Origin of the sequence: Mesorhizobium sp. M7A.F.Ca.CA.001.04.2.1 (genome assembly GCF_003998485.1) — a bacterium.
Lineage (GTDB): Bacteria > Pseudomonadota > Alphaproteobacteria > Rhizobiales > Rhizobiaceae > Mesorhizobium > Mesorhizobium ciceri.
The window spans coordinates 21297-47513 of the sequence record NZ_RZQT01000014.1; the positions used below are offsets into that span (position 1 = coordinate 21297).

General features: G+C 62.6%; 24 protein-coding genes, 1 tRNA gene and 1 pseudogene. 13 read left to right on the top strand and 13 right to left on the bottom strand.

Annotation, left to right across the window (positions count from 1 at the left end):
• Nucleotides 1-172: 172 nt before the first annotated feature.
• The 4 genes from EN955_RS06975 to rpmH form a co-directional block, all read right to left on the bottom strand.
• Nucleotides 173-733: a fasciclin domain-containing protein gene (locus EN955_RS06975; RefSeq protein WP_013528503.1), complete on the bottom strand. Its 561-nt coding sequence runs from the start codon at nucleotides 731-733 to the stop codon at nucleotides 173-175.
• Between the two features lie 177 nt (nucleotides 734-910).
• On the bottom strand, nucleotides 911-2722 hold the full coding sequence (gene yidC, locus EN955_RS06980) for a membrane protein insertase YidC (RefSeq protein WP_013528504.1): 1812 nt from the start codon (nucleotides 2720-2722) through the stop codon (nucleotides 911-913).
• Between the two features lie 14 nt (nucleotides 2723-2736).
• Nucleotides 2737-3090, bottom strand: coding sequence for a ribonuclease P protein component (gene rnpA / locus EN955_RS06985; protein WP_013528505.1), 354 nt, complete (start codon nucleotides 3088-3090; stop codon nucleotides 2737-2739).
• Nucleotides 3091-3106: 16 nt separating this feature from the next.
• Nucleotides 3107-3241: a 50S ribosomal protein L34 gene (gene rpmH / locus EN955_RS06990; RefSeq protein ID WP_008833937.1), complete on the bottom strand. Its 135-nt coding sequence runs from the start codon at nucleotides 3239-3241 to the stop codon at nucleotides 3107-3109.
• A gap of 278 nt (nucleotides 3242-3519) precedes the next feature.
• Between rpmH and EN955_RS07000 the strand changes: the two genes are divergently transcribed.
• Both EN955_RS07000 and EN955_RS07005 read left to right on the top strand, forming a co-directional pair.
• Nucleotides 3520-5022, top strand: a complete 1503-nt coding sequence (locus EN955_RS07000; RefSeq protein WP_013528506.1) for a HAMP domain-containing sensor histidine kinase — start codon at nucleotides 3520-3522, stop codon at nucleotides 5020-5022.
• 323 nt (nucleotides 5023-5345) lie between these two features.
• Nucleotides 5346-5422: transfer RNA gene (locus tag EN955_RS07005), tRNA-Arg, on the top strand.
• A gap of 371 nt (nucleotides 5423-5793) precedes the next feature.
• On the opposite strand, the gene EN955_RS07010 is transcribed toward EN955_RS07005, so the two are convergent.
• From EN955_RS07010 to EN955_RS35950, 3 genes and pseudogenes are all read right to left on the bottom strand, one after another.
• Nucleotides 5794-6264 (bottom strand): cyclophilin-like fold protein, encoded by a 471-nt coding sequence (locus tag EN955_RS07010; RefSeq protein ID WP_024502099.1) that lies wholly within the window; start codon nucleotides 6262-6264, stop codon nucleotides 5794-5796.
• Between the two features lie 74 nt (nucleotides 6265-6338).
• Nucleotides 6339-7433 carry an alpha/beta hydrolase gene (locus EN955_RS07015; RefSeq protein ID WP_024502100.1) on the bottom strand — a complete coding sequence of 365 codons (1095 nt, stop codon included), beginning with the start codon at nucleotides 7431-7433 and terminating at the stop codon, nucleotides 6339-6341.
• A pseudogene (locus tag EN955_RS35950) lies at nucleotides 7424-8760 on the bottom strand (MFS transporter). The gene EN955_RS07015 and the pseudogene EN955_RS35950 overlap by 10 nt, the downstream one beginning before the upstream one ends.
• A gap of 55 nt (nucleotides 8761-8815) precedes the next feature.
• Here EN955_RS35950 and EN955_RS07025 point away from each other — a divergent pair.
• Nucleotides 8816-9709 carry a LysR family transcriptional regulator gene (locus EN955_RS07025; RefSeq protein WP_024502101.1) on the top strand — a complete coding sequence of 298 codons (894 nt, stop codon included), beginning with the start codon at nucleotides 8816-8818 and terminating at the stop codon, nucleotides 9707-9709.
• Between the two features lie 276 nt (nucleotides 9710-9985).
• Nucleotides 9986-10744 (top strand): SDR family NAD(P)-dependent oxidoreductase, encoded by a 759-nt coding sequence (locus EN955_RS07030; RefSeq protein ID WP_024502102.1) that lies wholly within the window; start codon nucleotides 9986-9988, stop codon nucleotides 10742-10744.
• Nucleotides 10745-10772: 28 nt separating this feature from the next.
• Here the strand turns inward: EN955_RS07030 and EN955_RS07035 are convergent, their stop codons facing one another.
• Together EN955_RS07035 and EN955_RS07040 are read right to left on the bottom strand one after the other, a co-directional pair.
• Nucleotides 10773-11342: a TMEM175 family protein gene (locus EN955_RS07035; protein WP_027161123.1), complete on the bottom strand. Its 570-nt coding sequence runs from the start codon at nucleotides 11340-11342 to the stop codon at nucleotides 10773-10775.
• A gap of 124 nt (nucleotides 11343-11466) precedes the next feature.
• Nucleotides 11467-12168, bottom strand: a complete 702-nt coding sequence (locus EN955_RS07040) for a GntR family transcriptional regulator (protein WP_024502104.1) — start codon at nucleotides 12166-12168, stop codon at nucleotides 11467-11469.
• Nucleotides 12169-12399: 231 nt separating this feature from the next.
• On the opposite strand from EN955_RS07040, the gene EN955_RS07050 reads away from it, so the two are divergent.
• The 9 genes from EN955_RS07050 to EN955_RS07090 all read left to right on the top strand — a co-directional run bounded on the left by EN955_RS07050 (nucleotide 12400) and on the right by EN955_RS07090 (nucleotide 21391).
• Nucleotides 12400-13440, top strand: coding sequence for an ABC transporter substrate-binding protein (locus EN955_RS07050; protein WP_024502105.1), 1041 nt, complete (start codon nucleotides 12400-12402; stop codon nucleotides 13438-13440).
• 82 nt (nucleotides 13441-13522) lie between these two features.
• Nucleotides 13523-14605 carry an ABC transporter ATP-binding protein gene (locus EN955_RS07055; RefSeq protein WP_024502106.1) on the top strand — a complete coding sequence of 361 codons (1083 nt, stop codon included), beginning with the start codon at nucleotides 13523-13525 and terminating at the stop codon, nucleotides 14603-14605.
• Complete coding sequence (locus tag EN955_RS07060; protein WP_013528517.1) at nucleotides 14605-15531, top strand: ABC transporter permease; 927 nt, start codon at nucleotides 14605-14607, stop codon at nucleotides 15529-15531. The genes EN955_RS07055 and EN955_RS07060 overlap by 1 nt, the downstream gene beginning before the upstream one ends.
• Nucleotides 15528-16328, top strand: coding sequence for an ABC transporter permease (locus EN955_RS07065; protein ID WP_024502107.1), 801 nt, complete (start codon nucleotides 15528-15530; stop codon nucleotides 16326-16328). Before EN955_RS07060 ends, EN955_RS07065 begins: the two co-directional genes overlap by 4 nt.
• Nucleotides 16329-16389: 61 nt before the next feature.
• Entirely contained in the window at nucleotides 16390-17976 is a 1587-nt protein-coding gene (gene ggt, locus EN955_RS07070) for a gamma-glutamyltransferase (RefSeq protein ID WP_024502108.1), read from the top strand.
• 88 nt (nucleotides 17977-18064) lie between these two features.
• The gene (locus EN955_RS07075; RefSeq protein WP_024502109.1) at nucleotides 18065-19591 is read left to right on the top strand and encodes an acyl--CoA ligase; all 1527 of its coding nucleotides are present in this window, start codon (nucleotides 18065-18067) and stop codon (nucleotides 19589-19591) included.
• A 2-nt stretch (nucleotides 19592-19593) separates the two neighbouring features.
• The gene (locus tag EN955_RS07080) at nucleotides 19594-20574 is read left to right on the top strand and encodes a 2-dehydropantoate 2-reductase (protein WP_013528521.1); all 981 of its coding nucleotides are present in this window, start codon (nucleotides 19594-19596) and stop codon (nucleotides 20572-20574) included.
• 95 nt (nucleotides 20575-20669) lie between these two features.
• On the top strand, nucleotides 20670-21053 hold the full coding sequence (locus tag EN955_RS07085; RefSeq protein ID WP_024502110.1) for a VOC family protein: 384 nt from the start codon (nucleotides 20670-20672) through the stop codon (nucleotides 21051-21053).
• Between the two features lie 104 nt (nucleotides 21054-21157).
• Nucleotides 21158-21391, top strand: coding sequence for a hypothetical protein (locus EN955_RS07090; protein WP_024502111.1), 234 nt, complete (start codon nucleotides 21158-21160; stop codon nucleotides 21389-21391).
• Nucleotides 21392-21591: 200 nt separating this feature from the next.
• Here the strand turns inward: EN955_RS07090 and EN955_RS07095 are convergent, their stop codons facing one another.
• The 4 genes from EN955_RS07095 to EN955_RS07110 form a co-directional block, all read right to left on the bottom strand.
• Nucleotides 21592-23082 (bottom strand): gamma-glutamylcyclotransferase family protein, encoded by a 1491-nt coding sequence (locus tag EN955_RS07095; protein ID WP_024502112.1) that lies wholly within the window; start codon nucleotides 23080-23082, stop codon nucleotides 21592-21594.
• Between the two features lie 336 nt (nucleotides 23083-23418).
• A complete protein-coding gene (locus EN955_RS07100; RefSeq protein WP_024502113.1) occupies nucleotides 23419-24477 on the bottom strand; it encodes an aminopeptidase in 1059 nt (352 codons plus the stop codon).
• 91 nt (nucleotides 24478-24568) lie between these two features.
• Nucleotides 24569-25216: a class I SAM-dependent methyltransferase gene (locus EN955_RS07105; protein WP_024502114.1), complete on the bottom strand. Its 648-nt coding sequence runs from the start codon at nucleotides 25214-25216 to the stop codon at nucleotides 24569-24571.
• Between the two features lie 27 nt (nucleotides 25217-25243).
• Entirely contained in the window at nucleotides 25244-26215 is a 972-nt protein-coding gene (locus tag EN955_RS07110) for a branched-chain amino acid ABC transporter permease (protein ID WP_024502115.1), read from the bottom strand.
• Nucleotides 26216-26217 lie beyond the last annotated feature (2 nt).

Consider the following 26217-nt stretch of genomic DNA (forward strand, 5'->3'; position numbering starts at 1 on the left):
TTATCCGGCTGCACAGGCAGCAGCCAAAAAGAAACCGGGGTCCTGTGAGGGACAGGACCCCGGCCGATGCCGATACGACTTCCCAAGAAACATGGCACCTCGTCATGAGGCGGGGATGGCAGGCCCGAGAAAGCCCCAACGGACCTGCCTTGATCCCCTTTGCCGAAAGCCGTTACTTCGGCAACAACACCTTGTTGACGACATGGATGACGCCGTTCGACTGGTTGACGTCGGCGATCGTCACTCGCGCCTCGCCGCCTGACTCATCCATGATGTAGAGCTTGCCCTTCTTGACTTCGGCGGTCAGCGTGTCACCGGAGACGGTCTTCATCTCGTACTTGCCGCCCATCGCCTTGGCCTTCTTCATCATCTCGGCGCCGGAGATCTTGCCGGCCACGACATGCGCGGTCAGCACCTTGGTGAGCTTGCCCTTGTTCTCCGGCTTCAGCAGCGTGTCGACGGTGCCCTTGGGCAGTTTCGCAAACGCTGCGTTGGTCGGGGCAAAGACGGTGAACGGGCCAGCGCTTTGCAGCGTGTCGACCAGGCCGGCAGCCTTGACCGCAGCGACCAGCGTCGTGTGGTCCTTCGAATTGACGGCGTTCTCGACGATGTTCTTGGTTGTGTACATCGGCGCGCCGCCGACATTCGGGTTCTTGGCATAGGCGGGCGCGGCAATCGCCACGCCGGCGACGAGTGCGGAAAGGGCGATGATCCTGAATGACGGCAAGCGCATGTGGTCTTCCTCCGTGTGAGGGCTGATCGGAATTGATAGCCTTTGGAAACGCACAGGCAGTCACGCCGCCGAGGGGGCGCAAGTTTCGCCGATCACGGGAACGTGATGCCGGAGCTGCTTAAACGAAAAGCCCCGCGCGAGGCGGGGCTTTGAAGGCTGGAGAAAGCGCTGCGCATTCTATTCGGCCGGTGATGGTTTCTTTCGGAACAGCGCGACCAGATTGTCCCACAGCTCGATCTTGGCGCCCTGGCGCTTCATGATGATGCCCTGCTGGAGGATCGACAGCGTGTTGTTCCAGGCCCAGTAGATGACCAGGCCGGCCGGGAAACCCGCCATCATGAAGGTGAAGATGACAGGCATCCAGGTGAAGATCGCCGCCTGCGTCGGATCCGGCGGCGTCGGGTTCATGCGCATCTGCAGGAACATGGTGACGCCCATGATCAGCGGCCAGACGCCGATCATCAGCATGTGCGGCAGGGTGACCGGGATCAGGCCGAACAGGTTGAACAGCGACGTCGGATCGGGCGCGGCCAGATCCTGGATCCAGCCGAAGAACGGCGCGTGCCGCATTTCGATGGTGATGTAGAGCACCTTGTAGAGCGAGAAGAAGACCGGGATCTGCAGCGCCACCGGCCAGCAGCCGGCAAGCGGGTTGATCTTCTCGGTCTTGTACAGCTCCATCATCGCCTGCTGCTGCTTCATCTTGTCGTCCGCGTATTTCTCGCGGATCTCGAGCATTTTCGGCTGCACCTTCTTCATGTTCGCCATCGACGCGTACGACTTGTTGGCGAGCGGATAGAAGATGGCCTTGACGATGACGGTGGTGGCGAGAATGGCCAGGCCGAAATTGCCGAAGAATTTGTAGAGCGTGTCGATCAGCCAGAACATCGGCTTGGTGATGAAGTGGAACCAGCCCCAGTCGATCAAAAGGTCGAACCGCTTGATATGACGGTCTTCCGCATAGGCGTTGATCTTGCCGACTTCCTTGGCGCCCGCGAAGATCTCGCTCTCCACCGTCGCCGACTGGCCGGCATCGACGGTGATCGGGTCGGTGAGGAAGTCGGACTGGTAGCGATGGCGGCCGTCCTCGAAATAGGCATAGCGCGGCTGGAACGGCTGCTTCTCGGTCGGCACCAGCGTCACCGCCCAGTATTTGTCGGTGATGCCGAGCCAGCCGTCGGTCGACTTGCCCGGCGTGAACTGCTTGTCCTTCTCGATGGACGCGTATTTGTGTTCCTGCAGGCCTTCCGTGCCGGTGAAGCCGATCAGGCCCTCATGCAGCACATAGGTGCTTGCAACGAGCGGCTTGTCGAAGCGGGTGACGCGGCCGTAATTGGACAGCGAGACGGCGGCCGTGCCGGCATTCTGCACCGTGTCGGACACCGTGAACATGTAGTTGGTGTCGACGGAAAAGGTGCGCTTGAAGGTCAGGCCCTTGTCGTTCGAATAGGTCAGCGTGACCGGGGTCGTCGGCGTCAGTGTCGCATTGCCGTCGACAGCCCACACTGTTTCGGGACCGGGCACCGCGCCGGTCTTGTCGTTGCCGACGAAGCCGATCTCGGCATAGTAGCCATTGGGCAGTGCCGCCGGGTTGAGCAGGCTGATCTCGGGCGAGTTCTTGTCGACCGTCTCGGTGTAGTGCTTGAGCTTGAGGTCGTCGAGACGGGCACCGGTCAGGTTGATCGAACCCTCGAGGCTCGGCGTGTCGATCTTCGCGCGGGTCGTCGTGGCGAGCGCCTGTTCGCGGCCGGCCGGCGTCACGGCATCGGTGCCGGGTGCGTTGGGAATGGCGCCAGGGGCGGCGGGCGTTCCGGTGTCGGTACCGGGATTGGTGCCGGCGGCCTTCTTCTGCTCCTCGACGCGCTGCTGTTCGACGCGGGCGGCCTCGCGCTGCGCTTCGCTGCGCGGCAACACATAAAAATATTGCCATACCGCCAGGATCAGCACCGACAGCGCGATGGTGATGAAGAAGTTCCGGTTGTTTTCCATCGAAAGCCCTTGGCCTATCGTGTTCCGCGCAGTCGGCGGGAGAGTTCGGCCTTCAATTGGCCGAACGGAGTGGTAAGCACGTCTTCGCGCCCGACGATGACATAGTCATTGCCAGGCGCCATGTCACTTGCCGCATGCGTACGGACGGCTTCTCGCAGCCGCCGCCGGACGCGGTTGCGGACAACCGCATTGCCGACCTTCTTGGTGACGGTGTAGCCGACGCGCGGCGACAGGCCGTCGCCGCGGTCGAGAACTTCGACGAGAAAAAGCCGCCCGCGTCGTTTTTCACCACGACGGACAGCCAGGAATTCCGCGCGCTTCAGAAGCCGCTTGGGATTTGGTCCCACTGGCTTGCCGGATGCGGGCAACGATCTCGTCTTCCGTTCAGGCGCTGAGCCGCTTGCGACCGCGGTTGCGGCGAGCTGCGACGACGCCGCGACCACCCTTGGTGGCCATGCGGGCACGAAAGCCGTGCCGACGTTTGCGGACGAGTTTGGACGGTTGGTAGGTACGCTTCATTTGTTTTAATACCGCGGGGTGCGGCCCTTCTTGATTCTGTCACTGTGTAACAGGAGCTTTGCCGGGCCGGCTTTGGCGCGATCGAAACCGCGCCGGGACGAATGGCCCGAGCGTGTGCGGGCTTATAGAAAGAAGGCTTTTGGAAGTCAATCCGGAGTCGTCGGGCCGAAAGCTTCGCCATTCAGGCCGGTTTATGTTTGCGACCAAGGATGAAATTGGCAAAAAAGCCGTAATCGCCTAATCTGCGTTGATCAAGTGATCGTGAAGACATTAGCCGCATGAGCGAAACCATACAGGCACAGGAAGGGATCGGCACGGCGGGGTCCACCGAGGCGCCGGCCAGCGTGCGCACGGTTCCGCTGTCGCGCGGCCTGTCGACCAAGCTGCTGCTACTGACCATCGTCTTCGTGCTGCTGGCCGAAGTGCTGATCTTCCTGCCCTGGATCGCCAGCTACCGGCTGAACTGGCTGAAGGAGCGGCTGAGCACGGCGGCGGCGGTGTCGATCGTGCTGGTGCAGGGTGAACCCACCTCGCTGTCGCGCACGGCGCAGAACGACGTGCTGATGGCGATCGGCGCCAAGGCGATCGCGGTGCGCGACGGCGGCGTCTCGCGGCTGCTGGTGGTGGCCGAAATGCCGCCGAAGGTCGACGAACACATCGATATCGCCTCGATCGGCATGATCAAGGGCATGACCGGCGCGCTCGACACGTTGTTTTTCGGCGGCGACCGTATGCTGCGCGTCTTCGGTCCGGTCGGCGACTCGGACAAGGAGTTCGAGCTGATCATGCCCGACAACAGCCTGCGCAACGCGATGCTGCGCTATTCGCGCAACGTCGCCTTCGTCTCGCTGCTGATCTCGCTGTTCACCGCCATGCTGGTCTACGCCGCCATCGACCTGATCATGATCGGGCCGATCCGGACGATGACGCGCTCGATGCTGTCCTTCTCCGAAGCCCCTGACGATCCCGGGCGGATCATCCATCCGGCTGCCCGCGCCGACGAGATCGGCGTTGCCGAGCGCGAGCTGTCGCAGATGCAGGAACGGCTGCAAAAAATGCTCTCCGAGCAGAAGCATCTTGCCGATCTCGGCCTGGCGGTTTCCAAGATCAACCATGACATGCGCAACATCCTGGCTTCGGCGCAGCTGATGTCGGACCGCTTGCGTCAGGTCAAGGATCCGACGGTGCAGGCCTTCGCGCCGAAACTGCTGCGCGCGCTCGACCGCGCCGTGTCTTATTCCGAAGGCGTGCTTCACTACGGCCGCACGCAGGAGCCGCCGCCGGCGCGCCGACGCCTGAGGCTGCGGCAACTGGTCGAGGACGTGCACGGCCTGCTGGACATCGAGCAAGGCATCGAGTTCGTCAATTCGGTCGAGCCGGCCTTCGAGGTCGATGCCGATTCCGACCAGTTGTTCAGGGTGCTGACCAATCTGTGCCGGAATTCCGTGCAGGCGATGGCGGCCGACAGTGAAAGCGCCCTGGTGCGCCGCCTGGCGGTGTCGGCCGTGCGCCTGGGCAGCGTCAGCCGCATCGCCGTCAGCGACACCGGCCCCGGCCTGCCGCCCAAGGCGCGCGAAAACCTGTTCGCGGCCTTTCGCGGCTCGGCGCGCAGCGGCGGCACCGGCCTTGGCCTGGCGATCGCGCACGAACTGATCCGCGCGCATGGCGGCACGGTCGAGCTGGTCGAGAGCATTGGCGGGCGCACCACATTCGCCGTCACCATCCCCGACCAGCCGGTCCGGCTCGACCAGGCCCGCAACGGCCTGCGCCGCCCGGCGTGAGGTTCTTGACCGGTTTCCGCTTGGCAACACCTAGCTTTTCGGTCTCACCCCTTTCTTCCAGAAACATGTCGCCCGCGAAACGGCCTTTTGCCCTGAGAGTCCGGCATGCATGGAAAGCGCATCGTCTGAACCACCCAGACACGATGCGCTTTGGTTGTTTTGAGGCGCCGAGAAGCGAGCTGTCATTGCCGGATGACACGCCTGCGACAAAACTTTTACCGGATCGGCTTGCTTTTCGGAAATTCAGTCGCTAGGGAACACGTCTCGTCGCGACCGGTCGTTCACGATCGGATCGCGGGGTCATGGAAAGCATGGCCTGTTGCGCGCCCGTAGCTCAGCTGGATAGAGCACCAGACTACGAATCTGGGGGTCAGGAGTTCGAATCTCTTCGGGCGCGCCAAAACCATTCATCGTTTCCCTGCGACGATATAGCTGCCGAATTGGCGCCTACGCGACGAGCGGGGAATAGCCTGCGAGCGAAAAAGCGTAGAAACGGCGGCGTTAGGCAGTAAAGAGTTCGAAGCTCTTCAGATTGGCGGAGTTCTGACGCGGTCGGGGCGGAGCTCCAAGCGGTGATTGGCGATGTGGATGGTGCCGACGACGATCTGACAGCGATCTCCCGACAGGCGAGCATCATTTATTTGTATCAGATCATGGATCGAGGTCAGCAGGCGCTCATGCCACTTGGTCGGCGTGTGTCAGTCACTCGAAACCTGCTTCGGTTTTCCGGCATCCGCGGCATTGTCCCCATGCGCAGCGGCCTTCCCGGGTTCAGGAAAGCATTTCGACGCGCAGCGGATGTTCTCCGCGCGTCAGAAGGGGCGCCGGGCCCTGGTCCAGTCGCCCGAGCCGGATCAGGCCGCGCGACCAGCGGTAGGGACCATGAAACATCGCCAGATTGCCCCAGGGGGCGTAGTAGCAGAGATCGCCAGTCGCCTCGTTGCCGAAGCGACCGCTGCCTTCCTCGGTGAGCTTGCGCGGCAGGTAGGCGATCTTCTCGTTGGTCGAATAGTCGTCGATCGTCAGATCCAGCGGCAGGATCGAGACCAGATCGTGCGCGGAAGGATTGTCCTCCAGCGTCGCCGTGAAATCCTGATCCCCGAAGATGAATCTAAGGCGCATGGTGGCTCCTTTCCTATCCGTGGCTGCGTCGGTCTGAGAGCGCACCGAAGAGGGGAGCGCGAGGCTGGCAGCACCTGCCAGCAAGGTGCGGCGTGAAAGCCATACGGCGGCGCGTGTCATTTAAAGTCTCCCGGTCGGTGCGGCCATGTCCATCGTTCCTGCACACGGCCGCACCCTTCGACGATACGACCTGGTCAGGCAGCGAGATGCTGGTTGAAGAAGCTGGTCAGCTTGTCGAACGGGATCACGTCCACCTTGTCGTAAAGATCGGTGTGGCTGGCGCCTGGAATGATCATGAGTTCCTTCGGCTCCGCCGCTGCCGCGAAGGCGGTTTCGCTGAAGTAGCGCGAATGGGTCTTTTCGCCATGGATGAACAGGATCGGGCGCGGCGAGATTTCAGCGATGTAGGTCAGGATCGGCATATTCATGAACGACAGCGGCGTGGTCTGCGTCCAGGAATTGCCTGAGTTGACCGCGCGCGCATGGTAGCCGCGCGGCGTCCTGTAATAGTCATGGTAGTCGACCAGGAACTGCGCCTCGCCGCCGTGCAGGTCGTTGTAGGGTGGTTGATAGGCTGGCGCGCCGTTTTCCGCATCCGTCCAACGCTGCCGACCCAGTTGCTCCAATGTCTGTGCGCGCTGTTCGGGGGTCACGCTGTCGTTGTAGCCCTTCGACATAACACGGGTCATGTCGTACATGGTGCTCGCCACCACGGCCTTGACGCGCTTGTCTGCGGCGACGGCATTCAAAGCCATGCCGCCCCAGCCGCAGATGCCGATGACGCCGATGCGCTCACGGTCGACGGCGGCGTGCAGGCCGAGATAGTCGACGGCCGCGCTGAAATCCTCGGTGTTGATGTCCGGCGAAGCGAGATTGCGCGGCTCGCCGCCGCTTTCGCCGGTGTAGGACGGATCGAAAGCCAGTGCGACGAAGCCGCGCTCGGCCATCGTCTGCGCGTAAAGGCCAGAGGATTGTTCCTTAACAGCGCCGAACGGACCGCCGACGGCAAGCGCCGGCAGACGTCCGCCGGCCCGGTCCTTCGGCAGATAGAGATCACCCGACAGTGTGATGCCGTAGCGGTTCTTGAATGTGATCTTCTCGTGATCGATCTTATCGCTGAGCGGAAAGACCTTATCCCATTGCTTTGACATATTCTGAGCCTTTGCTTTGAAGGGGTTGGATATTGAAACTGCACCGAAGGCGGCGACGCCTGCGCCGGTCAACTTCAACAGTTCGCGCCGGTGGATGACGCTTGCCGAATTTTTCGTGTCAGGGGTATTCATGGGCATTTCCGATCTCCTGTTGGTATGAATTGGGATTGGGCAGTTCGTTGAACGAACGTCAGTGCGGGGCGTCCGGGCTTCAGCAACCGCCGGCCATTGCCGATCAGGGCGATTGCAAGGCCGGCGAGAACCACGCTGCCGGCGAAGGTCGCGAAGACCGTCATGCCATCCAGCAGCAGCCCGCCGACCACGGCACCGAGCAGGATCGACGCCTGGATGGCTGCGACCATCAGGCTTCCGGCGGCTTCCGGCGCATCGTCCGCGTTTTGGGACATCCACGTCATCCAGATCACAGACATTGCGGTGTTCGCCGCGCCCCAGAGAGCAAGGAAGAGGCCGGCGGCGGCTACCGAACCGCCGAGAAGCAGGAGCCCCAGCGTGCAGCCGCCCATCAGCAGCGCGGGCAACCGCAGCAGCGGTGCGACATTGCCGCTCACGAAACGCCCTGCCGCCCATGTTCCGAGGAAGCCCGCACAGCCCAGTACAAGCAACAGGATCGAGAGCGTCCCCACGTTGACGCCCGTCACCTGCTCCAGGAAGGGGCGCAGATAGGTGAACATGGTGAAGGCCGAGCCCCAGGATAACATCGAGGCAATAAGGCCGCGCAGGAAATGGGGGCGCTTCAGCAGGCCGAACATCGTCCGGAAATCCTGCCGCTGGCGCGCGGGCAACGACGGCAGCGCGATCAAGTGCCAGACGAGGTTGATGGCGACGATTGGCGTCAGCGCCCAGAACACCGCGCGCCAGCCGAACACGGCGCCGAGATAGCTGCCGATCGGCGCGGCGAAGGCCGCAGCGATCGCCTGTCCGCCATACATCAAGGCGAGCGCGCGCGGCACATCCCTTTCAGGACCAGCCGCATGATGACGGCGGTGGCCAGTGCCCAGAAGCCGCCGATGCAGATGCCCAACAGGCCTCGACCGAGCATCAGCACGGAGAAATTCGGGGCCGCCGCAACCAGAACCAGTGACAACAGCATGAAAGCCGTCATCGCGACCAGAACCCATTTGCGGTTCAGCGTTCCAGCGGCAGTGGTGATGACCATGCTCGCCGCTATGGCGAAAAGACCGCCGATCGAGATCGCCTGTCCGGTCTGTCCCTCAGTTGCGCGCAATCCTTCGGCCATGGGGGTGAGCAGGCTGACCGGCATGAATTCCGAGGCGATCAGCATTGCCACACACAGTGCCATCGAAAGAACCGCGCCCCAGGCGGCGTCCGGTTTGCTATCCGCATCGGTTGCGGCGGCAATCGCCATGTCGTTTGCTCCTGCTGAATTGTTGCAACGCAAAACTAGTGGCTTTGCCATAAAGCGATTAGCCATCGAAATTCGCATGAACTAATCGACCACATCGAATAATGTGCTGCGGCATGGCAAACGAGAGAAGCTCATGGCCAAAACCGACCTCAATCAACTGACGTGGTTTCAGGCCGTCGCCGAGGAGCGCAGCTTCACCAAGGCGGCGGCAAAGCTCGGCGTCGCGCAGTCGACGCTCAGTCACAGGATCAAGCAGCTCGAAGCGCAAATGGGCATACGCCTCCTGACCCGCACCACGCGCAATGTCGCGACGACCGCCGCAGGCGAGCGGCTGTTACAGACGATCGCCCCGCGCATCGGCGAAATCGAGGATGAGATCGCCGCGTTGATGGCGTTTCGTGAAAAACCCTCGGGCTCGATCAGGCTGACGCTGTCCGACCACGCGCTTGAAAGCGTGGTTTGGCCCAAGCTGAAGCCGATCCTCAGCGCCTATCCCGATATCGGTGTCGAACTGATCCTGGACAGCACGTTCCGCAACATCATCGAGGAGGGCTTCGACGCGGGCGTCCGGTTGGGAGAGAGCGTCGAGAAGGACATGATCGCGGTCCGAATTGGTCCGGACTGGCGTTTGGTGGCCGTGGCTTCTCCCGACTATTTCGCCGCGCGTGGTGTGCCTGAGCACCCACAGGACCTGATCCGCCACGTCTGCATCAATATGCGTCACGAGACCGCCGGCGGTCTTTATGCATGGGAGTTCGAGAAGGATGGGCAGGCGTTGCGCGTCCGGGTAAACGGCCAGCTGACCTTCAACAATTCCTACGCCATGATCGACGCAGCCGTGCACCGCTACGGCATCGCCTATGTGCCCGAGAACATCGTGGAGCAGCACATCGCCTCGGGCCTGCTGGTGCAGGTTCTCGATGATTGGTCGCCCTTCTTCGACGGTTATTTCCTCTATTATCCGAGCCGTCGTCAGAATCTTCCCGCGTTCAAGGTGATCGTCGACGCGCTACGACATCGGAATTGAGACAAGAGGATCTAACCCGCGCGATTGGCTCACGCTGAGTCCGTTTCGCCCCGCTCGCATAGCACCCACCTGCGGAAGACACGGTATTTTCCGGATCTAGGGCATCAAGATCGTCCTTCCCACGCCCGCTCTATCGCCACGCCTCGTTCGGCTCGTCTTCGCACGTCGAGAACGCAAAGCGGGGCGGGATGTTGCAGAGCAAATCTTCGCAGCGCCATCACCCCAATGTGCGTGGTAAGACCGCGACAGGCGCAACCAGCGGAGCCTGATTTGACCATGACCTCTACCCCCATCAAGCGCGCTTTGATCACCGGGGCCGGAGCGGCCGACGGCATCGGTTTCGCCATTGCCCGCCAGCTCGGCCGTGCCGGCCATGCCGTTTTTCTCACCGGTGCCAGTGGGCGTGTGCTCGATCGCGCCGTTGAGCTCCGTGCAGAAGGCATCGACGCTAAGGCCGTGGTCGCCGATCTCACCATAGCTGCCGATGTCGCGCGGCTGCGGGCCGATGTCGGCGCGGTCGGCATCCTGGTCAACAATGCCGGCATGGGCTCGCTGGCATCGCCATCGGTCGACAAGGCGTTTCTCGCCATGACCGAGGCCGACTGGGATCAGGGGATCGACGTCAGCCTGAAGACGGCATTCCTCGTCACCAAGGCGTTTCTGCCGGCGATGGTCGAAGCGGGCTATGGGCGTATCGTCAATGTGGCGTCGGTCACCGGACCGCTGGTGTCTTTCGAAGGCACATCAGCCTATTCCGCCGCCAAGGCCGGCATGGTCGGCCTGACGCGGACGCTGGCGCTCGAAGTGGCGAAAAGCGGCGTGACCGTCAATGCCGTGGCTCCCGGCTGGATCGAAACAGGGTCGTCGAGCGAGATGGAGCGGCAAGCCGCCCTGAATACGCCGCCGGCGCGGGCCGGGCGACCGGATGAGGTGGCCGCCGCGGTCGTGTTCCTGGCCTCGGAAGGCGCCAGCTATGTCAACGGCGCCCTGCTGGTGGTCGATGGCGGCAACAGCCTTCAGGAGCGCAAGGGCTGAAGCCGTTTAACGCGTCGGGTGCGAGAATTCAGCCTTTGCCCGAGCTTTTGCCTGCCCCGGGCGCTTCCGGCCTGAGATAGACGGCCAAGCAGCAGCAACAGATCGCCAAACCCGCGACTGGATATTTCAGGGCGACCAGCCCCGCCAGCGCGAATAGGCAGAGCGTCGCGAGCGACCGGATGCGCATGCGCTTGCGCACCGCGAGCGGAACCGCGTTCTCCGGCATCGGGTCGATGAGTTCGCGGATCAGAAGAATGTAGGTCAGGTTCACCAGGAAGAAGACGGCGGCATAGAAGGCGACCGGCTGCGGCGCCAGCTCGCTGACCGCCATCCACGCGGTCGCCAGCGGCAGCAGCGAAACCGAGAACAGATGTGCGAAATTGTACCACATCAGGCTGGCTGTCGCCTCCCTGGCGTGGCGTAACAGATGATGATGGTTCGCCCAGACGATGGCGATGAAGAGATAGCTGACGCTGTAGCTCAGCCATGTCGGCCAGAGCTCCAGAAGCGCCTTGAACGTCGGCAACTCCGGCGGGCGCAAGTCGAGGACCAGCACCGTGATGAGGACGGCGAACACGCCATCCGAAAATGCGCTCAACCGATCGAGCCCTGTCGAGGGAAGCACTGGACCGTCCTCGTCGCAGTTCGTGAGACATATAGTAGTGCTGTCGATAGCAATATCCATGGCCGCTCGGACCATCTGACGCCGCCACCAGCGCCGCTCAGGACGCCTTGGCCAGAAAACTCTGGTAGTCCGATTTCGCCTGCAGCAGGCGCAGCACATTGTCGCGCGAGCCCCTTACGTGGGCGCGGGCCAGCGTGCCGGCTCGGGCGGCATCGCCGGCGCAGATCGCCTCGACGATCTCGGCATGCTCGTCGCGGGCGATCTTCCATTCGTCGAGCCACAACAGCTCGGTCCAGACATAGTGCTGGCACTTGTCGAGGATGCCGCACAGCATGCCATGCAGCATCGCATTGCCGCTGATTTCGGCGATGACGCGGTGCAGGTCGATGCCGACTTCGAGCTCCTGGAATTTTTCGTGCGTGGTGCGCTCCGGAATGGCGGCCAGCCGCTCGCATTCGGCCAGCATGGCACGCAGCCGCGCCTTGTCCTGTTCCGTCGCAGCAGCGGCGGCCAGTGCCGTCGCGTGGCCGTCGAGCAGTTCGCGGATCTCGAAGGCCTCGCGGAACATGTTGATGTCGAACTCGGTGACGACATAGCCCTGGCGCGGCCGGCCGGTGACCAGGCCGTCGCGCTCGAGGCGGTTGAAGGCCTCGCGCACCGGCGTGCGGCTGACATTGAGTTTTGCGGCGATGTCGTTCTCGGTGACGCGCGATCCCGGCGGGATCTGGCCGGTCACGATCATCGCCTTGAGCGCGGAATAGACCGAGTCGCGCAGCGTGTTTTTGGTTTCCTTGGCCAAGTTCCGTTTCCAGTTCTCCGGTCTTTCCGCCGGCATATGTTCTCACGCATAGCTGTATTCAAAGTCGGCGCGGTTTGCCACGCCCCGGCGCCCCATCTCCCAGCCCGGGTCGACGACCCCAGGCGCGCCGATCGGCGTTGACATCGCTGATCCCGAAGCTACACTCAAAATTGTATACAAAATAGCATGCTAAATCAAAAACAATGGGAACACCGGTGGAGAGCCGAAAAAATGAACAGGACCAGAAGCGTTAGTATCGTTGCGATGGCGGGCCTCATGGCCTCCCTCGCGGCCCCCGCAATGGCGGGCGACACCATCACCGTCGCCTCGTGGGGCGGCACCTACCAGGAAGCGCAGACCAAGGCGTTCTTCAAGCCGACCGCCGACGCGCTCGGCATCACCATCAAGGAGGACACCACCAACGGCCTCGACGACGTCCGGCTGCAGGTAACCGGCAATGCAGTGAAATGGGACATCACCGAACTTGGCGCCGACGAATGCGCGCGCGGTTCGAAGGAAGGGCTGTTCGAGAAGCTCGACTACGGCATTATCGACAAGAGCGGCATCAACCCCAAGCTCGTCCATGACGACTGGGTAGGCATATCCTACACCTCCGTCGTGCTGATCTACCGCACAGACGTCTTCGGCGACAAAGGCCCCAAGACCTGGGCCGACTTCTGGAACGTGGAAAAGTTTCCGGGACGGCGCGCGTTGAGCGGCAGCCAGGCGACCGAAACGCTGAGCGTCGCGGCTCTCGCCTCGGGCCTGCCGATCGACAAGGTCTATCCCGTGGATGTCGACGGCGCGCTGAAATCGGTCGACAAGATCCGTGGCCATGTCGACGCCTGGTGGACCTCCGGCGCTCAGGCCATGCAATTGGTCAAGGATGGCGAGGTCGACATGGCAAGCATCTGGAACGGCCGTGCCGGCACCTTGAAGAAGGAAGGCGCGCCGGTCAGCTTCTCCTTTGACCAGGGCGTGCTGACCGCCGACTGCATGGTCATCCCCAAGGGTGCCAAGAACAAGGAAGCCGCGATGAAGGCGCTTGCGATGTTCGTCAGCCCGCAGCTGCAGGCCAATCTGCCGCTCTACGTCGACAATGGCCCAGTAAACGAGAAGGCTTTCGAGACCGGCAAGATCCCGCAGGACAGGATCAAGGACATCAATTCGGCGCCCGAAAACGTCAAGAAGCAGGTGTTGCAGGATGCAGAATTCTGGCGCGACAATCTGGTCGAGGCGACGGAAAAGTTCAACAACCTGGTCCAGCAATAGGCTGCGGACACAAGCTTACGGCGGGCAGCGTAACCAGCCACTGCCTCGCCACCTGTTCTCTGCGGCTAAGGAGCGAAAAATCTTGTCCATTGCGCCATCCGCGTTGCCCATCGGCATGCGCGGGATCGAGAAACGATTTGGCAGCGTGCCTGTGCTGCGCGACCTTAACCTCGATGTCGAGGCCGGCGAATTCCTGACGCTGCTCGGCCCTTCCGGTTCCGGCAAGACGACGCTGCTGATGATCCTGGCCGGTTTCGTGCGGGCCAATGCCGGCTCGATCAGGGTCGGCGGCGACGAGATCATCACCACGCCGCCGCACAAGCGCAACATCGGCATGGTGTTCCAGAACTACGCGCTGTTTCCGCACATGAACGTCTTCCACAACATCGCCTTTCCGCTGAAGCAGCGCGGCGTCGCCGCCGCCGAGACGGCCGAACGTGTCGAGAAGGCGCTCGATCTGGTGAAATTGCAGGGCCTGGGCGAGCGCCGGATCGACCAGCTCTCCGGCGGCCAGCGACAGCGTGTGGCGCTGGCGCGCGCCATCGTCTTCGAGCCGCGCATCGTGCTGATGGACGAACCCTTGTCGGCGCTCGACAAGGGCCTGCGCGAGCACATGCAGATCGAGCTGCGCGCCCTGCATCGCCGGCTCGGCATGACCACCGTCTATGTCACGCACGACCAGCGCGAAGCCATAACCATGTCCGACCGCATCGCGGTCATGAACGCCGGGCGCATCGAACAACTCGACAAGCCTGAAACCCTCTACGCCAGGCCGCAAACGCGATTTGTAGCCGGCTTCATCGGCGAATCGAATTTCATTCCGGTCGAGTGCCGCAACGGCTCCGTCTGGTACGAGGACCGGAGAATCCATACCGCGGCACCAGTGCCGGCGGCAGGCCAGCACCTGATGGTGGTGCGGCCGGAAAAGCTGCGGCTCCTGGCAGACGCCGAACCGACAAGCGGCGTCAACGTGCTCGAGGCGAAAGTCAGCGACATCATCTATCAGGGCGACAGCTTCGTCTGCTACGCGGCGTTGCGCGACGGCCGCCAGCTGACTTTGCGCGACTATTGCCGCAGCGATGTGCTGGCCAAAATGCCGGCGCCCGGCCAGCCAGTCTCATTCGGTCTCGATGCGCAGGACACGATCCTGGTGGCGGCAGACTGATGAGCGCGCAGCCCGCCCTCATGGAAGAGATCGGCAGCGCCGCAGGCCGGGAGCTCAACACGCAGGGACTTCACGCCGACGCCCGGCGTGAATCACTACGGCTGCTGGCGCTGTTGTCGCCAAGCCTGCTTCTGGTCTTCGCCATCATCATCGTGCCGATCGGCTGGCTGTTCTGGCTGTCGCTGTTCGACGAAGCGGGCGGCTTCAGCGCCGCCAATTATGCGCGATTCTTCGAGCAGGCCTCCTACATCAAGACCTTCATCACCACCTTCAAGGTCGCCTTCATCGTCACCGGCGCCTGCGTGCTGCTCGGCTATCCCTTGGCCTACATGCTGTCGCAACTGCCGCGGCGGGCGGCTTCGATCTGCCTGATCTTCGTCATCCTGCCGTTCTGGACATCGGTTCTGGTGCGCACCTATGCCTGGCTGGTGATCCTGCAGCGCAAGGGACTGATCAACAGCTGGCTGATCGATCTCGGAATCATCAGCCAGCCGCTATCGCTCGCCAACAATTTTTCCGGCGTCGTCATCGGCATGACGCATATCTTGCTGCCGTTCCTGGTGCTGCCGCTCTACGCTTCGATGAAGACCATCGACACCGACTGCCTGCGCGCCGGCATGAATCTCGGCGCCGGCCCGACTGCCACCTTCCGGCAGATCTTCTTTCCGCTGTCGCTGCCAGGCCTCGCCTCGGGCGTGGTCATCGTCTTCGTGCTCTGCCTGGGCTTCTTCGTCACGCCGGCTTTGATGGGCGGCGGCAAGGTCATCATGTGGGCGATGCGCATGGAACAGACCACCAGCCTCTATTCAAACTGGGGCGCGGGTGCAGCACTGGGCGTGGTGCTGCTGGTGGTGACGCTGGCGCTTCTCGGCCTGTTCCAGTGGCTGCTCGGCGCGCGTGCCACCGGCGTGTGGAGTTCACGATGAGTAGGGATCTCGGCCTGCCTATCTCGCACCGGCAACGCCTATGGCTCTATTGCCTCGGCGGCCTCGTGCTGCTGTTCCTGATCGCACCGTCGATCATCATCGTCATCATGTCGTTTTCCGATTCGACGCTGCTGCAATTCCCGCCGCAGCAATGGTCGCTGCGCTGGTACCAGGCCTATTTCGGGTCGCTGGAGTGGCGCGATGCCACGATCGTCTCGGTCAAGGTGGCTGTCATGACAGTGCTGGTGGCGACGCCGCTCGGCACCGCGGCCGCCTATGCCATCAACCGGGGCACGCTGCGCTTCAACGGCACCATCAACGCGCTGCTGACGGCGTCGCTGATCGTCCCTGTGATCCTGATCGGCATCGGCACCTTCTTTCTCTATGCGCGCATCGGCCTCAACAACACGCTGACCGGCCTGGTCATCGCGCATACGGTGCAGGCGCTGCCGTTGGTGGTGCTGACCGTGCTGTCGGGATTGCGCTCCTACGACATGAACCAGGAGCGCGTGGCGCGCAGCCTCGGCGCCGGCCGCGTCGCCGCCTTCTGGCAGGTGACGATGCCGCAGATGCGCTTCTCGATTGTCTCGGGCGCGCTGTTTGCCTTCATCACCTCCTTCGACGAAGTGGTGGTTTCGCTGTTCATATCGGGCGGCGAGACGACGACATTGACGCGCCGTATGTTCAATGCGCTGCGCGACCAGATCGACCCGACGATCGCCGCCATCTCGACCTGCCTGATCGTTCTGTCGGTCGTGCTGTTGTCGGTTGCGCAGATCTTCGGCCGGCGGCATTGATTTCACCAGATCAATTCGCAGTGACCAATTTGCAGAAGTGACTAGGGGATATTCAGACAGAATGCGTGATTTCCAGTTTCCCGGCCGCTCGCCGGTTCGGGCCACCGAGGCGGTTGCCGCGACCTCGCATCCGCTTGCAACGCTTGCGGCCATCGACATGCTGCGCTCCGGCGGCAATGCCATGGACGCCGCGGTCTGCGCCGCCGCCGTGCAGGGTGTGGTCGAGCCGCAATCGACGGGCATCGGTGGCGACTGCTTCGTGCTTTATTCTCCCGGAGGACAAGGCAATGTGCTGGCCTTCAACGGCTCGGGGCGAGCGCCGGCCAGGGCGACGGTCGGCTGGTATCTCGAAAAAGGCTTCGACCGCATCCCGCTGCAGGGTCCGCATGCGGTCACCGTACCGGGCGCCGTCGACGCCTGGAGCCGCCTGCTCGAAGACCATGGCCGCAAGGGCGTTGCCGAGGCGCTGGCGCCGGCCATTCACTATGCCGAGAACGGCTATGTCGTGCACGACCGCGTCGCCTTCGACTGGGCCGAGCCGGAGACCGACCTGTCGGCCGACGAGCATGCCGCGCGCATCTTCCTGCCCGGCGGCAGGGCGCCGAAGGCGGGTGACGTCCATCGGCAGCCGGAACTGGCGGCGACCTTGCGCATCATCGCCAAACACGGCCGGTCCGGTTTCTACGAAGGCGCGGTCGCCGACGATATGGTGAGCCGGCTCAACGAATTGGGCGGACTTCATACGGCCGAGGATTTTGCCGCGACCAGAGGCGACTATGTGGCGCCGGTCAGCACCTCCTATGGCGGCCATGAGATCCACCAGATGCCGCCGAACAATCAGGGGCTGACGGCGCTTTTGATGCTCAATTTGCTGTCGGGCTTCGAGCTTGGCGGGCTCGACCCCAATGGCGCCGAACGCCTGCATCTGGAGATCGAGGCCGGGCGCCTGGCTTACCGCGACCGCGACCGCTATGTCGGCGACCAGGACCATGTCCCGGTGCCCCTGAAGCAGCTCCTGTCCGGCGCCTATGCCGACCGGCTACGCGCCGAGATCGACCGCGACCGCGCCATGACGCATCTGCCGCGCGTCGAGCTGCCCGGCAGCGACACGGTCTATATCTCCATCGTCGACCGCGACCGCAACGCGGTCTCCTTCATCAACTCGACCTATTATTCGTTCGGCAGTGGCGTCGTCGGCCCGAAGACCGGTATCGTGCTGCAGAACCGTGGTTCGAGCTTCCGCCTCGACCCGGCGCATCCGAACGCGATCGCGCCGGGCAAGCGGCCGATGCACACGATCATGCCGGGCATGGCGACGAAGAACGGCCGCGTGGTGATGCCGTTCGGCGTCATGGGCGGCGGTTACCAGCCGTTTGGCCATGTCCACCTGCTCACCAACATGATCGATTTCGGCATGGACCCGCAGCAGGCACTGGATGCGCCGAGGGTGTTTTACAACGATGACACAGTGGAAGCCGAGCGTGGCGTTCCCACTGATGCAACCGAGGGCCTGCGCCGGCGCGGCCACCGCATCGCCGAACCGCATCATCCGCTTGGCGGCGGGCAAGTGGTGCTGATCGACTGGGAGAAGGGGACGCTGACCGGCGCTTCCGATCCGCGCAAGGATGGTTTGGCGCTTGGCTATTGAGGCGATCCGTTGTCCAATGGCGCCCATATCGAGGCAAGCCCGTCAGAAGGGCTCTCGCCAGTAATCGTTCGAAATCCAGCCGGTGATCATGACCCAAACTGAAACCCACGCAGATCTCTCCCGCCGTCTCGCCGCCGGCGCCGACGACGCCCCCGCCATTCTGGCGCCCGACAGGGCAACGCTCAGCCATGGCGGATTGCGCAGCATGATCGCCGACACGGCAAAACAGCTGCATGCGCGCGGCATCGGCCGCGGCGACAGGGTGGCGATCGTGCTGCCGAACGGGCCCGAGATGGCCACCGCCTTCGTCGCCGTGGCGGCCGCCGCCTCGACGGCGCCGCTCAACCCCACCTACCGGGCCGACGAGCTCGATTTCTACCTGACCGACATCGGCGCCAAGGCGATCCTTGTCGCGGAGGGTGAGACCGGCCCCGCGGTGACGGTGGCCGAACGCCTCGGCATCGGCGTGCTGCGGCTTGTCGTGCAGCCCGGCACACCCGCCGGCAGTTTTGCTATCGAGGGCGCGGCGATCGGACCGAAGGCCGCGCCCGACATGGCGCAAGACAGCGACATTGCGCTGCTGCTGCATACCTCCGGCACGACATCGCGTCCAAAACTGGTGCCGCTCAGCCATGCCAACATCGCGGCCTCGGCAGCTCATATCGGCGGCACGCTTGGCCTGACGGCCGATGACCGTTGCCTCAATATCATGCCGCTGTTCCACATTCACGGCCTGATCGCGGCCGTGCTGTCGTCGCTGGCTGCCGGCGGCAGCATCTACTGCACGCCGGGTTTCAACGCGCTGCGCTTCTTCCAGTGGCTGAGCGAGGCGCAGCCGAGCTGGTACACGGCGGTGCCGACCATGCATCAGGCGATCCTGGCCCGCGCGGCGCGCAACACCGAGGCGCTGGCGGCGGCGCGCCTGCGCTTCATCCGCTCGTCCTCGGCGTCGCTGCCGGCGCAGGTAATGACCGAGCTGGAAGCGACCTTCGGCTGCCCAGTGATCGAATCCTACGGGATGACCGAGGCGGCTCACCAGATGGCCTCGAACCGGCTGCCGCCGGGCCAGCGCAAGCCCGGCAGCGTTGGTGCCTCCGCCGGGCCGGAGGTGGCTGTGATGGCGCCCGACGGGCGGCTGCTCGATGCAGGCGAGACCGGCGAGATCGTCATCCGCGGGCCCAATGTCACGACGGGCTACGAAAAGAACCCGGATGCCAACGCCACGGCTTTCGCGCATGGCTGGTTCCACACCGGCGACCAGGGCGTGCTGGACGGGGACGGCTATCTCAGGGTCACCGGTCGGCTCAAGGAGATCATCAATCGCGGCGGCGAAAAGATCTCGCCACTCGAGGTCGACGATGTGCTGATGGACCATCCGGCGGTGGCGCAGGTCGTCACCTTCGCCATGCCGCATGGCAAGCTTGGCGAGGAGGTGGCGGCGGCGGTTGTGCTGCGCGAAGGCATCAGCGCCACCGAGGGCGACATCCGCACCTATGCCGCGACGCGGCTTGCCGACTTCAAAGTGCCGCGCAAGATCCTGATCCTGGACGAGATCCCCAAGGGCGCGACCGGCAAATTGCAGCGCATCGGCCTTGCCGCCAAACTCGGGCTTTGACGATGAAGATCACCATCTTCGGCGCCGGTGCGATCGGCGGCTATCTCGCTGCCAAGCTTGCCGCCGCCGGCCGCACCGATCTCTCGATCGTCGCGCGCGGCGCCCATCTGGAAGCGATCAAGGCAGATGGCCTGCGCCTGATCGAGGATGGCCAGGAGACGTCCGTCCCTGTCCGGGCCGCCGCCAAGGCCGAGGAACTTGGCGTGCAGGATTATGTCGTGCTGGCGCTGAAGGCCCATTCCCTCACCCCGGCGCTCGACCAGATCGCACCGCTGCTTGGGGACCACACATCAGTCGTCACCATGCAGAACGGCGTGCCGTGGTGGTATTTCCACGGCGTCGGCGGGCCACTCGAAGGCACCAGGCTGAACGCGGTCGATCCCGGCGGCGCGATCTGGCAGCGGATTGGACCGGACCGCGTCATCGGCTCGGTCGTCTATCCCGCGGTCGAGGTAGATGCGCCGGGGCTCATCCGCCATGTCGAGGGCAAACGCTTCTCGCTCGGCGAACCCTCGGGCGAGCGCAGCGAACGGGTCACGCTTCTGGCCGAGGAGATGGTCAAGGGCGGCTTGCAGGCGCCGGTGCGCGAAGACATCCGCAGCGAGATCTGGGTAAAACTGTGGGGCAATCTCTCCTTCAACCCGATCTCGGCGCTGACCGGCAGCACGCTTGCCGCGATCGTTGCCGACGAGGGCACCCGGACGCTCGCCCGCACCATGATGCTGGAGGCGCAGGCGATCGGCGAAAGCCTCGGCGTGCGTTTTCCCATCGCGGTCGACCGGCGCATCAAGGGCGCCGGCGATGTCGGCGAGCACAAGACCTCGATGCTGCAGGACCTGGAGCGTGGCCGGCCGATGGAGATCGACGCGCTGGTGAGCGCGGTGCAGGAACTTGGCAGGCTAACGGACAAGCCGACCCCGACCATCGATGCCGTGCTGGCGCTGGTGCGGCGGCTGGCGGTGGAACGCGGGTGTTATGGATAATGGGCTCGGGGTTGATCAGCACCGTGGCAAGGGCGCGACGATCCAGGCCTTGAAGCGCCTTGGCCTCATCTCCCAGCTTGACCAGGGTTAGCAGCATGCTGAACGCCATTCACCACGTCGCGCTCATCTGCACCGACTACGACCGATCGCGACGGTTCTACGTCGAACTCCTCGGCCTCGATCTGGTCCGGGAGGTTTATCGGGAGGAGCGGCAGTCATGGAAGGCGGATCTGCGGATCGGGTCGGCCCAACTGGAATTGTTCTCCTTCCCTGCACCGGCGATGCGGCCGTCCCACCCAGAGGCTACAGGCCTGAGACATCTGGCATTCGCGGTGGCTCATCTTGATCCCGTGATTATCCGGCTGGAAGCCGCAGGCGTTGCCGTCGAGCCAATCCGGATCGATCCATACACAGACCAACGGTTTACCTTTTTCAGGGACCCGGATGGATTGCCGCTGGAACTCTACGAAGCCCCATAAGGAACGGTTCGATTTCACGATGGGCGCTTTGTACTGACGGTCTCGGTATCGGCGGACCGCGAATCTGTGCTAAGCGCCGCCCAACCAACCAAAGGACGACACCAATGAGCGAACTGACCGTGGCCGAGGCGACCGAGAGCATCTATGCCTCGCTCCGGGCGGACAATGCCGACATCGACACACATATCGCGGCGCTTAAGGCGGCGCTGACGCGAGAGGGGATCAAACAGGCGGTGTTCGATCCGACCAAGCTGGCGCAGAACAACCGCTCGGGCCGCAAGTTGATGCAGGCTTATTTTCGGCAACGCGGCGTGAGCGTGACGTTTTCGGACCAATAGAACCGCGCACGGGCGATCTCAACCGCGCCGTTTCTCGATTCGGTCCGTCGCCATCTGGACGTCGGGACTGCGCTGTATGTTTGCCGCAACGATGTTGATTGCGGCTACCCAAGCATACATCTGAATGCGGTCGCGTGTTGCGCTTTAAGCGGACATCGGGTCCGCAGTGTGGCCGGGCAACTTGCCCCGACACCGTAGTCTCACCGCCCGAAACTTCCGAGCGTGGCCCGTTGCTTATTGTCCCGTGTCTTGTCGGAATCTTCGATCGCCTCAACCGACTGGATGTATTTGGCAATATACTCCGGTGACAGTCCGTGTTCTCTGCCACCTGCAAGGACAAAGTCCTTATACCAGCTATAAGGTTTGAGGCTGTCGTCGATGTAGTCGGGAGTGGCGAGATATGTAAGGACCTTTCGCCTACGACCTTTGTCATTAATGACCGTGACCGTCGCGTGCTCGTAGCCAATTCCGACGCCTTCGGCCTTGTCTAGCTCAGCACGTTCGGCAGGGTCGAAGCTGAACAGAACCCCGATCACGCTATTCTCGTTGCCAGTGGCCAATGCGTTGCACTTCGCGGACTTGTCGACGCTACGCTTATGAAAACGGAGTTCATGACCCGGCAAGGTGGCGATGCCGAGTGGCTTGCAGCTCGGCATGCGTTCGCGCAGCCGGGCGGTCGACATGTTTGACCCGTAGGCAAAATAGACGACGTGTTCGGGGGGGCCGGTCTCTATGTTCCTCAGCGGTTCGATCGTGGGATTTCCCGGCTTCAGGATCGTTCGTAACGGTACCGTCATTATGCTGCACTCGTCGGTTTCTTCGCCTTCGCGTGTGATGATTGGCCGTCCGTCCTCGAGATCAATGATTGGAACTGGCCTGCCTGCCCATCCGCAGTCGGCGCAGCGCGGTCGTTCCCAAAGTATACCGGGTGCCTCATTATTTCCGCCATGCTCGGGTTCGAGATGCGGCGAACCGCAGTTCGGGCACTCCGGAGGCACCCCGCGCAACTCGCGAATGATTAGTGATGTCGCCATGCCGATGGCGTGTTGGATCAACGATTGCGCCATCTCGGCATCAATCCAAGTGGCCGACTTTGAATGCGTCAGCCAGTTTGAAAACGTCCATGCGGACTCAAGCGCACTCTTGAGGGTCCCGCGACGCTCTTTGTTGGTGTCGCCCGGCAGAAGATCGTTGCAGATGATCTCCGTCCAAATGCGGAAGTTCGCACGTTGTGGCGGCGTGCCTGTCCATATTGCCGCGTCCTGCGCGACACTGATCAGTTCGAGAAGCGCCTCCCGGCAGCGGACGCCTACAGCTTGATAGTCCGCGAGATTATGCGCTTGCGTCACAGCGGTGCCGGATTCTTCCATCTTCTCGAAGACGGGACCGAACGGGAGTATGCGTAGATCTCCCTCCTGTTGTTTTTCCGTACGCGGAATGCGGAGCATTAGGCCAATATGGAAGGTGAGAGCAAGGTCCATATTTGGGAACTGCTCCTGAGAGTAGAGGTTTGTGCCGCCCGTGATGACCCACCAGCGATCCTTGTTGGTATGGATATCCCACACATCGTGGCGAGTGTTCAGGACAGATTCCGAGTAGACCTTTTGCATAAAGGTCACTTCGAGGTCGGGCGCCTGCCATTCAAAGTATTCCTGGACCTCCTCGATCTCCTCTTCGGTAGCCTTCAACATGATTGTCTCCCGCGAACGCCTGTCATACAGCGCTGCAAAGGGTTTGCGACAGCCTCAACAATAGTCCGATGTCACTGAGCTTTCAAAATCCAGCGCTGCAACGCGGGATATCCGCATTGGGCCAATTTGAGACGTTAGTCCACCGAATTCAGCGGCCGCTGTCACTTGTCGGATGCCGGAACCTGCCGGTCCGTTACCGGCCCATCATGTCGGAGAGGTTTTGGAGCTCGGCCAACCAATGATCCACTCAACTCCTCCATCGGCTGCCGAGTGCATAGGCGATTCATTCCACCAAAATCATAAATCGCGACACTTCTGGCCGTCACTTCGACCGACTCAATAACAGCGATCTGCCGCCGCAAGGGCTTCGGCACGGTGAGCTTGGTCCAGTGCGCCAATCCGTCGGACCGACGCATAGAACCTGACATAGTCGCCCGAGCACAGATCGAACAGGCGGAGAAACGCGGTCACCCGATCGCTATAGACGGAAGTCGCGGCGAGCTTTGCATTGTTGATCGGGGAAGTGAACCAGGCATCGTATCCCCGGTATCGGCCCCAGCGCCTGTCGCGCATGTGTCGGTAGCGCATCCGCAGCCGTTCGATCGCGGCCGTCTTCGCGGCCAGTTTTTGCTCCGAGGTTCCGGCGTTGGAATAGACTTTCGCCAACTCGTCCCGTGTTTGCGACACCAACGCAAGAAATTCAGCTTTGCGCCTCCGGGCGGCTTCGTAACGGCGCAATGCTGCGGTATCGCCAGCCGCGCGCAGCCATTTTTTCACGCCGGTCGTTTCGACGGCGACAGCGAACGACTCGTTGAATGCGGAATCGTCGTGCACGTAGACGCGCTGGTGGGCCAGTTCATGGAACACCAGCCCTGCAAGATAGGTTTTATCCTCGCTGAACATCGTGCTCAGCAGCGGGTCACTCGACCAGCCAAGCGTGGAATATGCGGTGATGCCCGTCACATAGACATCCATGCCCTGTCCTTGAAGTTCGGCAGCGGTTTCAATTGCGGACTTCCTGGAGAAATATCCCCGGTAGGGCACGCAGCCGAAAACGGGAAAACACCATGTTCGCGGCGTCAGCGAGAATGCCGGCGCGGCGAAGACGGCCCATGTCACCGAATCCCGGCCGATATCGACATAGCTGCGGTAGCTGCTGTTGTCGGGCAGCGCCAGTTCATCCGTTGCGAACTGTCGTATGGCGCTCGCCGATGCCATTCGAGCGCGCAATGCCTTCGGCGTCGAAGGGTCCTCGATCAGTTTTCCGACATCCTGGCGCGCCGTCATGATCCGCAGATGACCCTGCACGGATTGCGCGTAATAGGAAACACTGGTGCAGCCGGTCGCGCCAGACACCACGATCATAACGGCAACCAATCGAAAGAATGCGCGCATCACGATTTGCCCACAGCAGTGCTCCCGTACCGATCGGGCGATTGTCGCGATTGCCCCAGGTCCCAAGCAGCCGCATCGATTTGATCGAGGTCTATAGCTTTCTAAAGAATCCGGACAGAATATTCGGACCCACTTCGCCAGGGCGCAGTCTGATCCCGTCCTCGAAGCAGTTCAGCGTCATGCATTCGAAGCCGCTGTGTGCGAGGAGTGCCACCAGCGAGTCACGATCGAAGTGGTGGAGGTGCTCGTCGGGAAGACGCATACGCCACGTCCGGAACCAGGCGTCGCCGTCGGCGCCGAGCTCGCGCCAGCGGCAATAAGGGACGGCGACGGCCAGGTAGCGGGCCTTAAGCCGGGCGAGGAAACCCAGATCCGGGATATGCTCAAGCACATCGAACATGGCGACGAGATCCCACGAGCTGGAGAGCGCCTCATCCCAATCGACGAAGCGGACGCCCTTGGGCAGCGGAAACCTGGTTATGTCGCAGCCGGCGCAGTCGGCGACCCCGGTTATTTTCGCGGCTTCGATGAATGTGCCGGTGCCATATCCAATCTCCAGCACGGACCGGGGAATCTCGCCAGTGATCCCCAGCACCCAGCCGAGTCGCTGATATCCGAGCTTGATGGTCCGGTCACTCAGGTCCTCGTAATAGGAAATATACTGCTTGTCATACTTGATCGGTTTGGAGTCGACCTGGTGGATCACGCCAAACCCGTCCACCGCGTAGTTGTCCAACATTGGCGTGCGGCCCCCAGATTCCGGTGCTCAGTCCTTGCCCGCCCGCTTGAAAATCCGCGCATAAAATTCGCCGACGATGCCGCGCCGGAAGATCAGCACGCACACCATGAAGATGAGGCCGGTGGCGATGGTCACCGGAAAGCCGGAAGTGGCAAGCGTGTTTTCCAGGCCAATGACAAGGCTGGCGCCGATGATCGGCCCGACCATGGTGCCGATGCCGCCGAGAAGCGTCATCAGGATCACCTCGCCCGACATCTGCCAGGTGACGTCGGTGAGCGTGGCGAACTGGAAAACGATCGCCTTGAGCGAGCCGGCCAGCCCGGCCAGGGCCGCCGACATGACGAAGGCGCCCAGCTTGTAGTTGGCGACGGAATAGCCCAGCGAAATGGCGCGGTTCTCGTTCTCGCGGATCGAGCGCAGGATCATGCCGAACGGCGAGTTGACGATGCGCCAGATGGCGAAGACGCCGATCAGGAACACCGCCAGCACGAAGTAATACATGTTCAGCGAGACGTTCAGGTCGAGGACGCCAAGCAGCATGCCGCGCGGCACGCCCTGAATGCCGTCCTCGCCTTGCGTGAAGGGCGACTGCACACAGAAGAAGAAGAACATCTGCGACAGCGCCAGCGTGATCATGGCGAAATAGATGCCTTGCCGGCGAATTGCGAAAAAGCCCATGACAAGGCCGAGCAAGGCCGCACCCGCCATGCCGAGCAGAATGCCGGCTTCCGGCGGCCAGCCCCAGACCTTGACGGCATGCGCAGTGAAGTAGGCGGCGCCGCCGAAGAAGGTGGCGTGGCCGAACGATAAGAGCCCGGTATAGCCGAGCAGAAGATTGAACGCGCAGGCAAACAGCGCGAAACACAGCATCTTCATCAGGAAGATCGGATAGATCAGGAAAGGCGCTACCAGCAGCGCCAGGATGCCGAGCCCGACCAGCATCCATTCCAGCCGTGCCGAGGTTTTGGCCGATGCCTCGCGAAGCGTCAGTTCGGTCATGT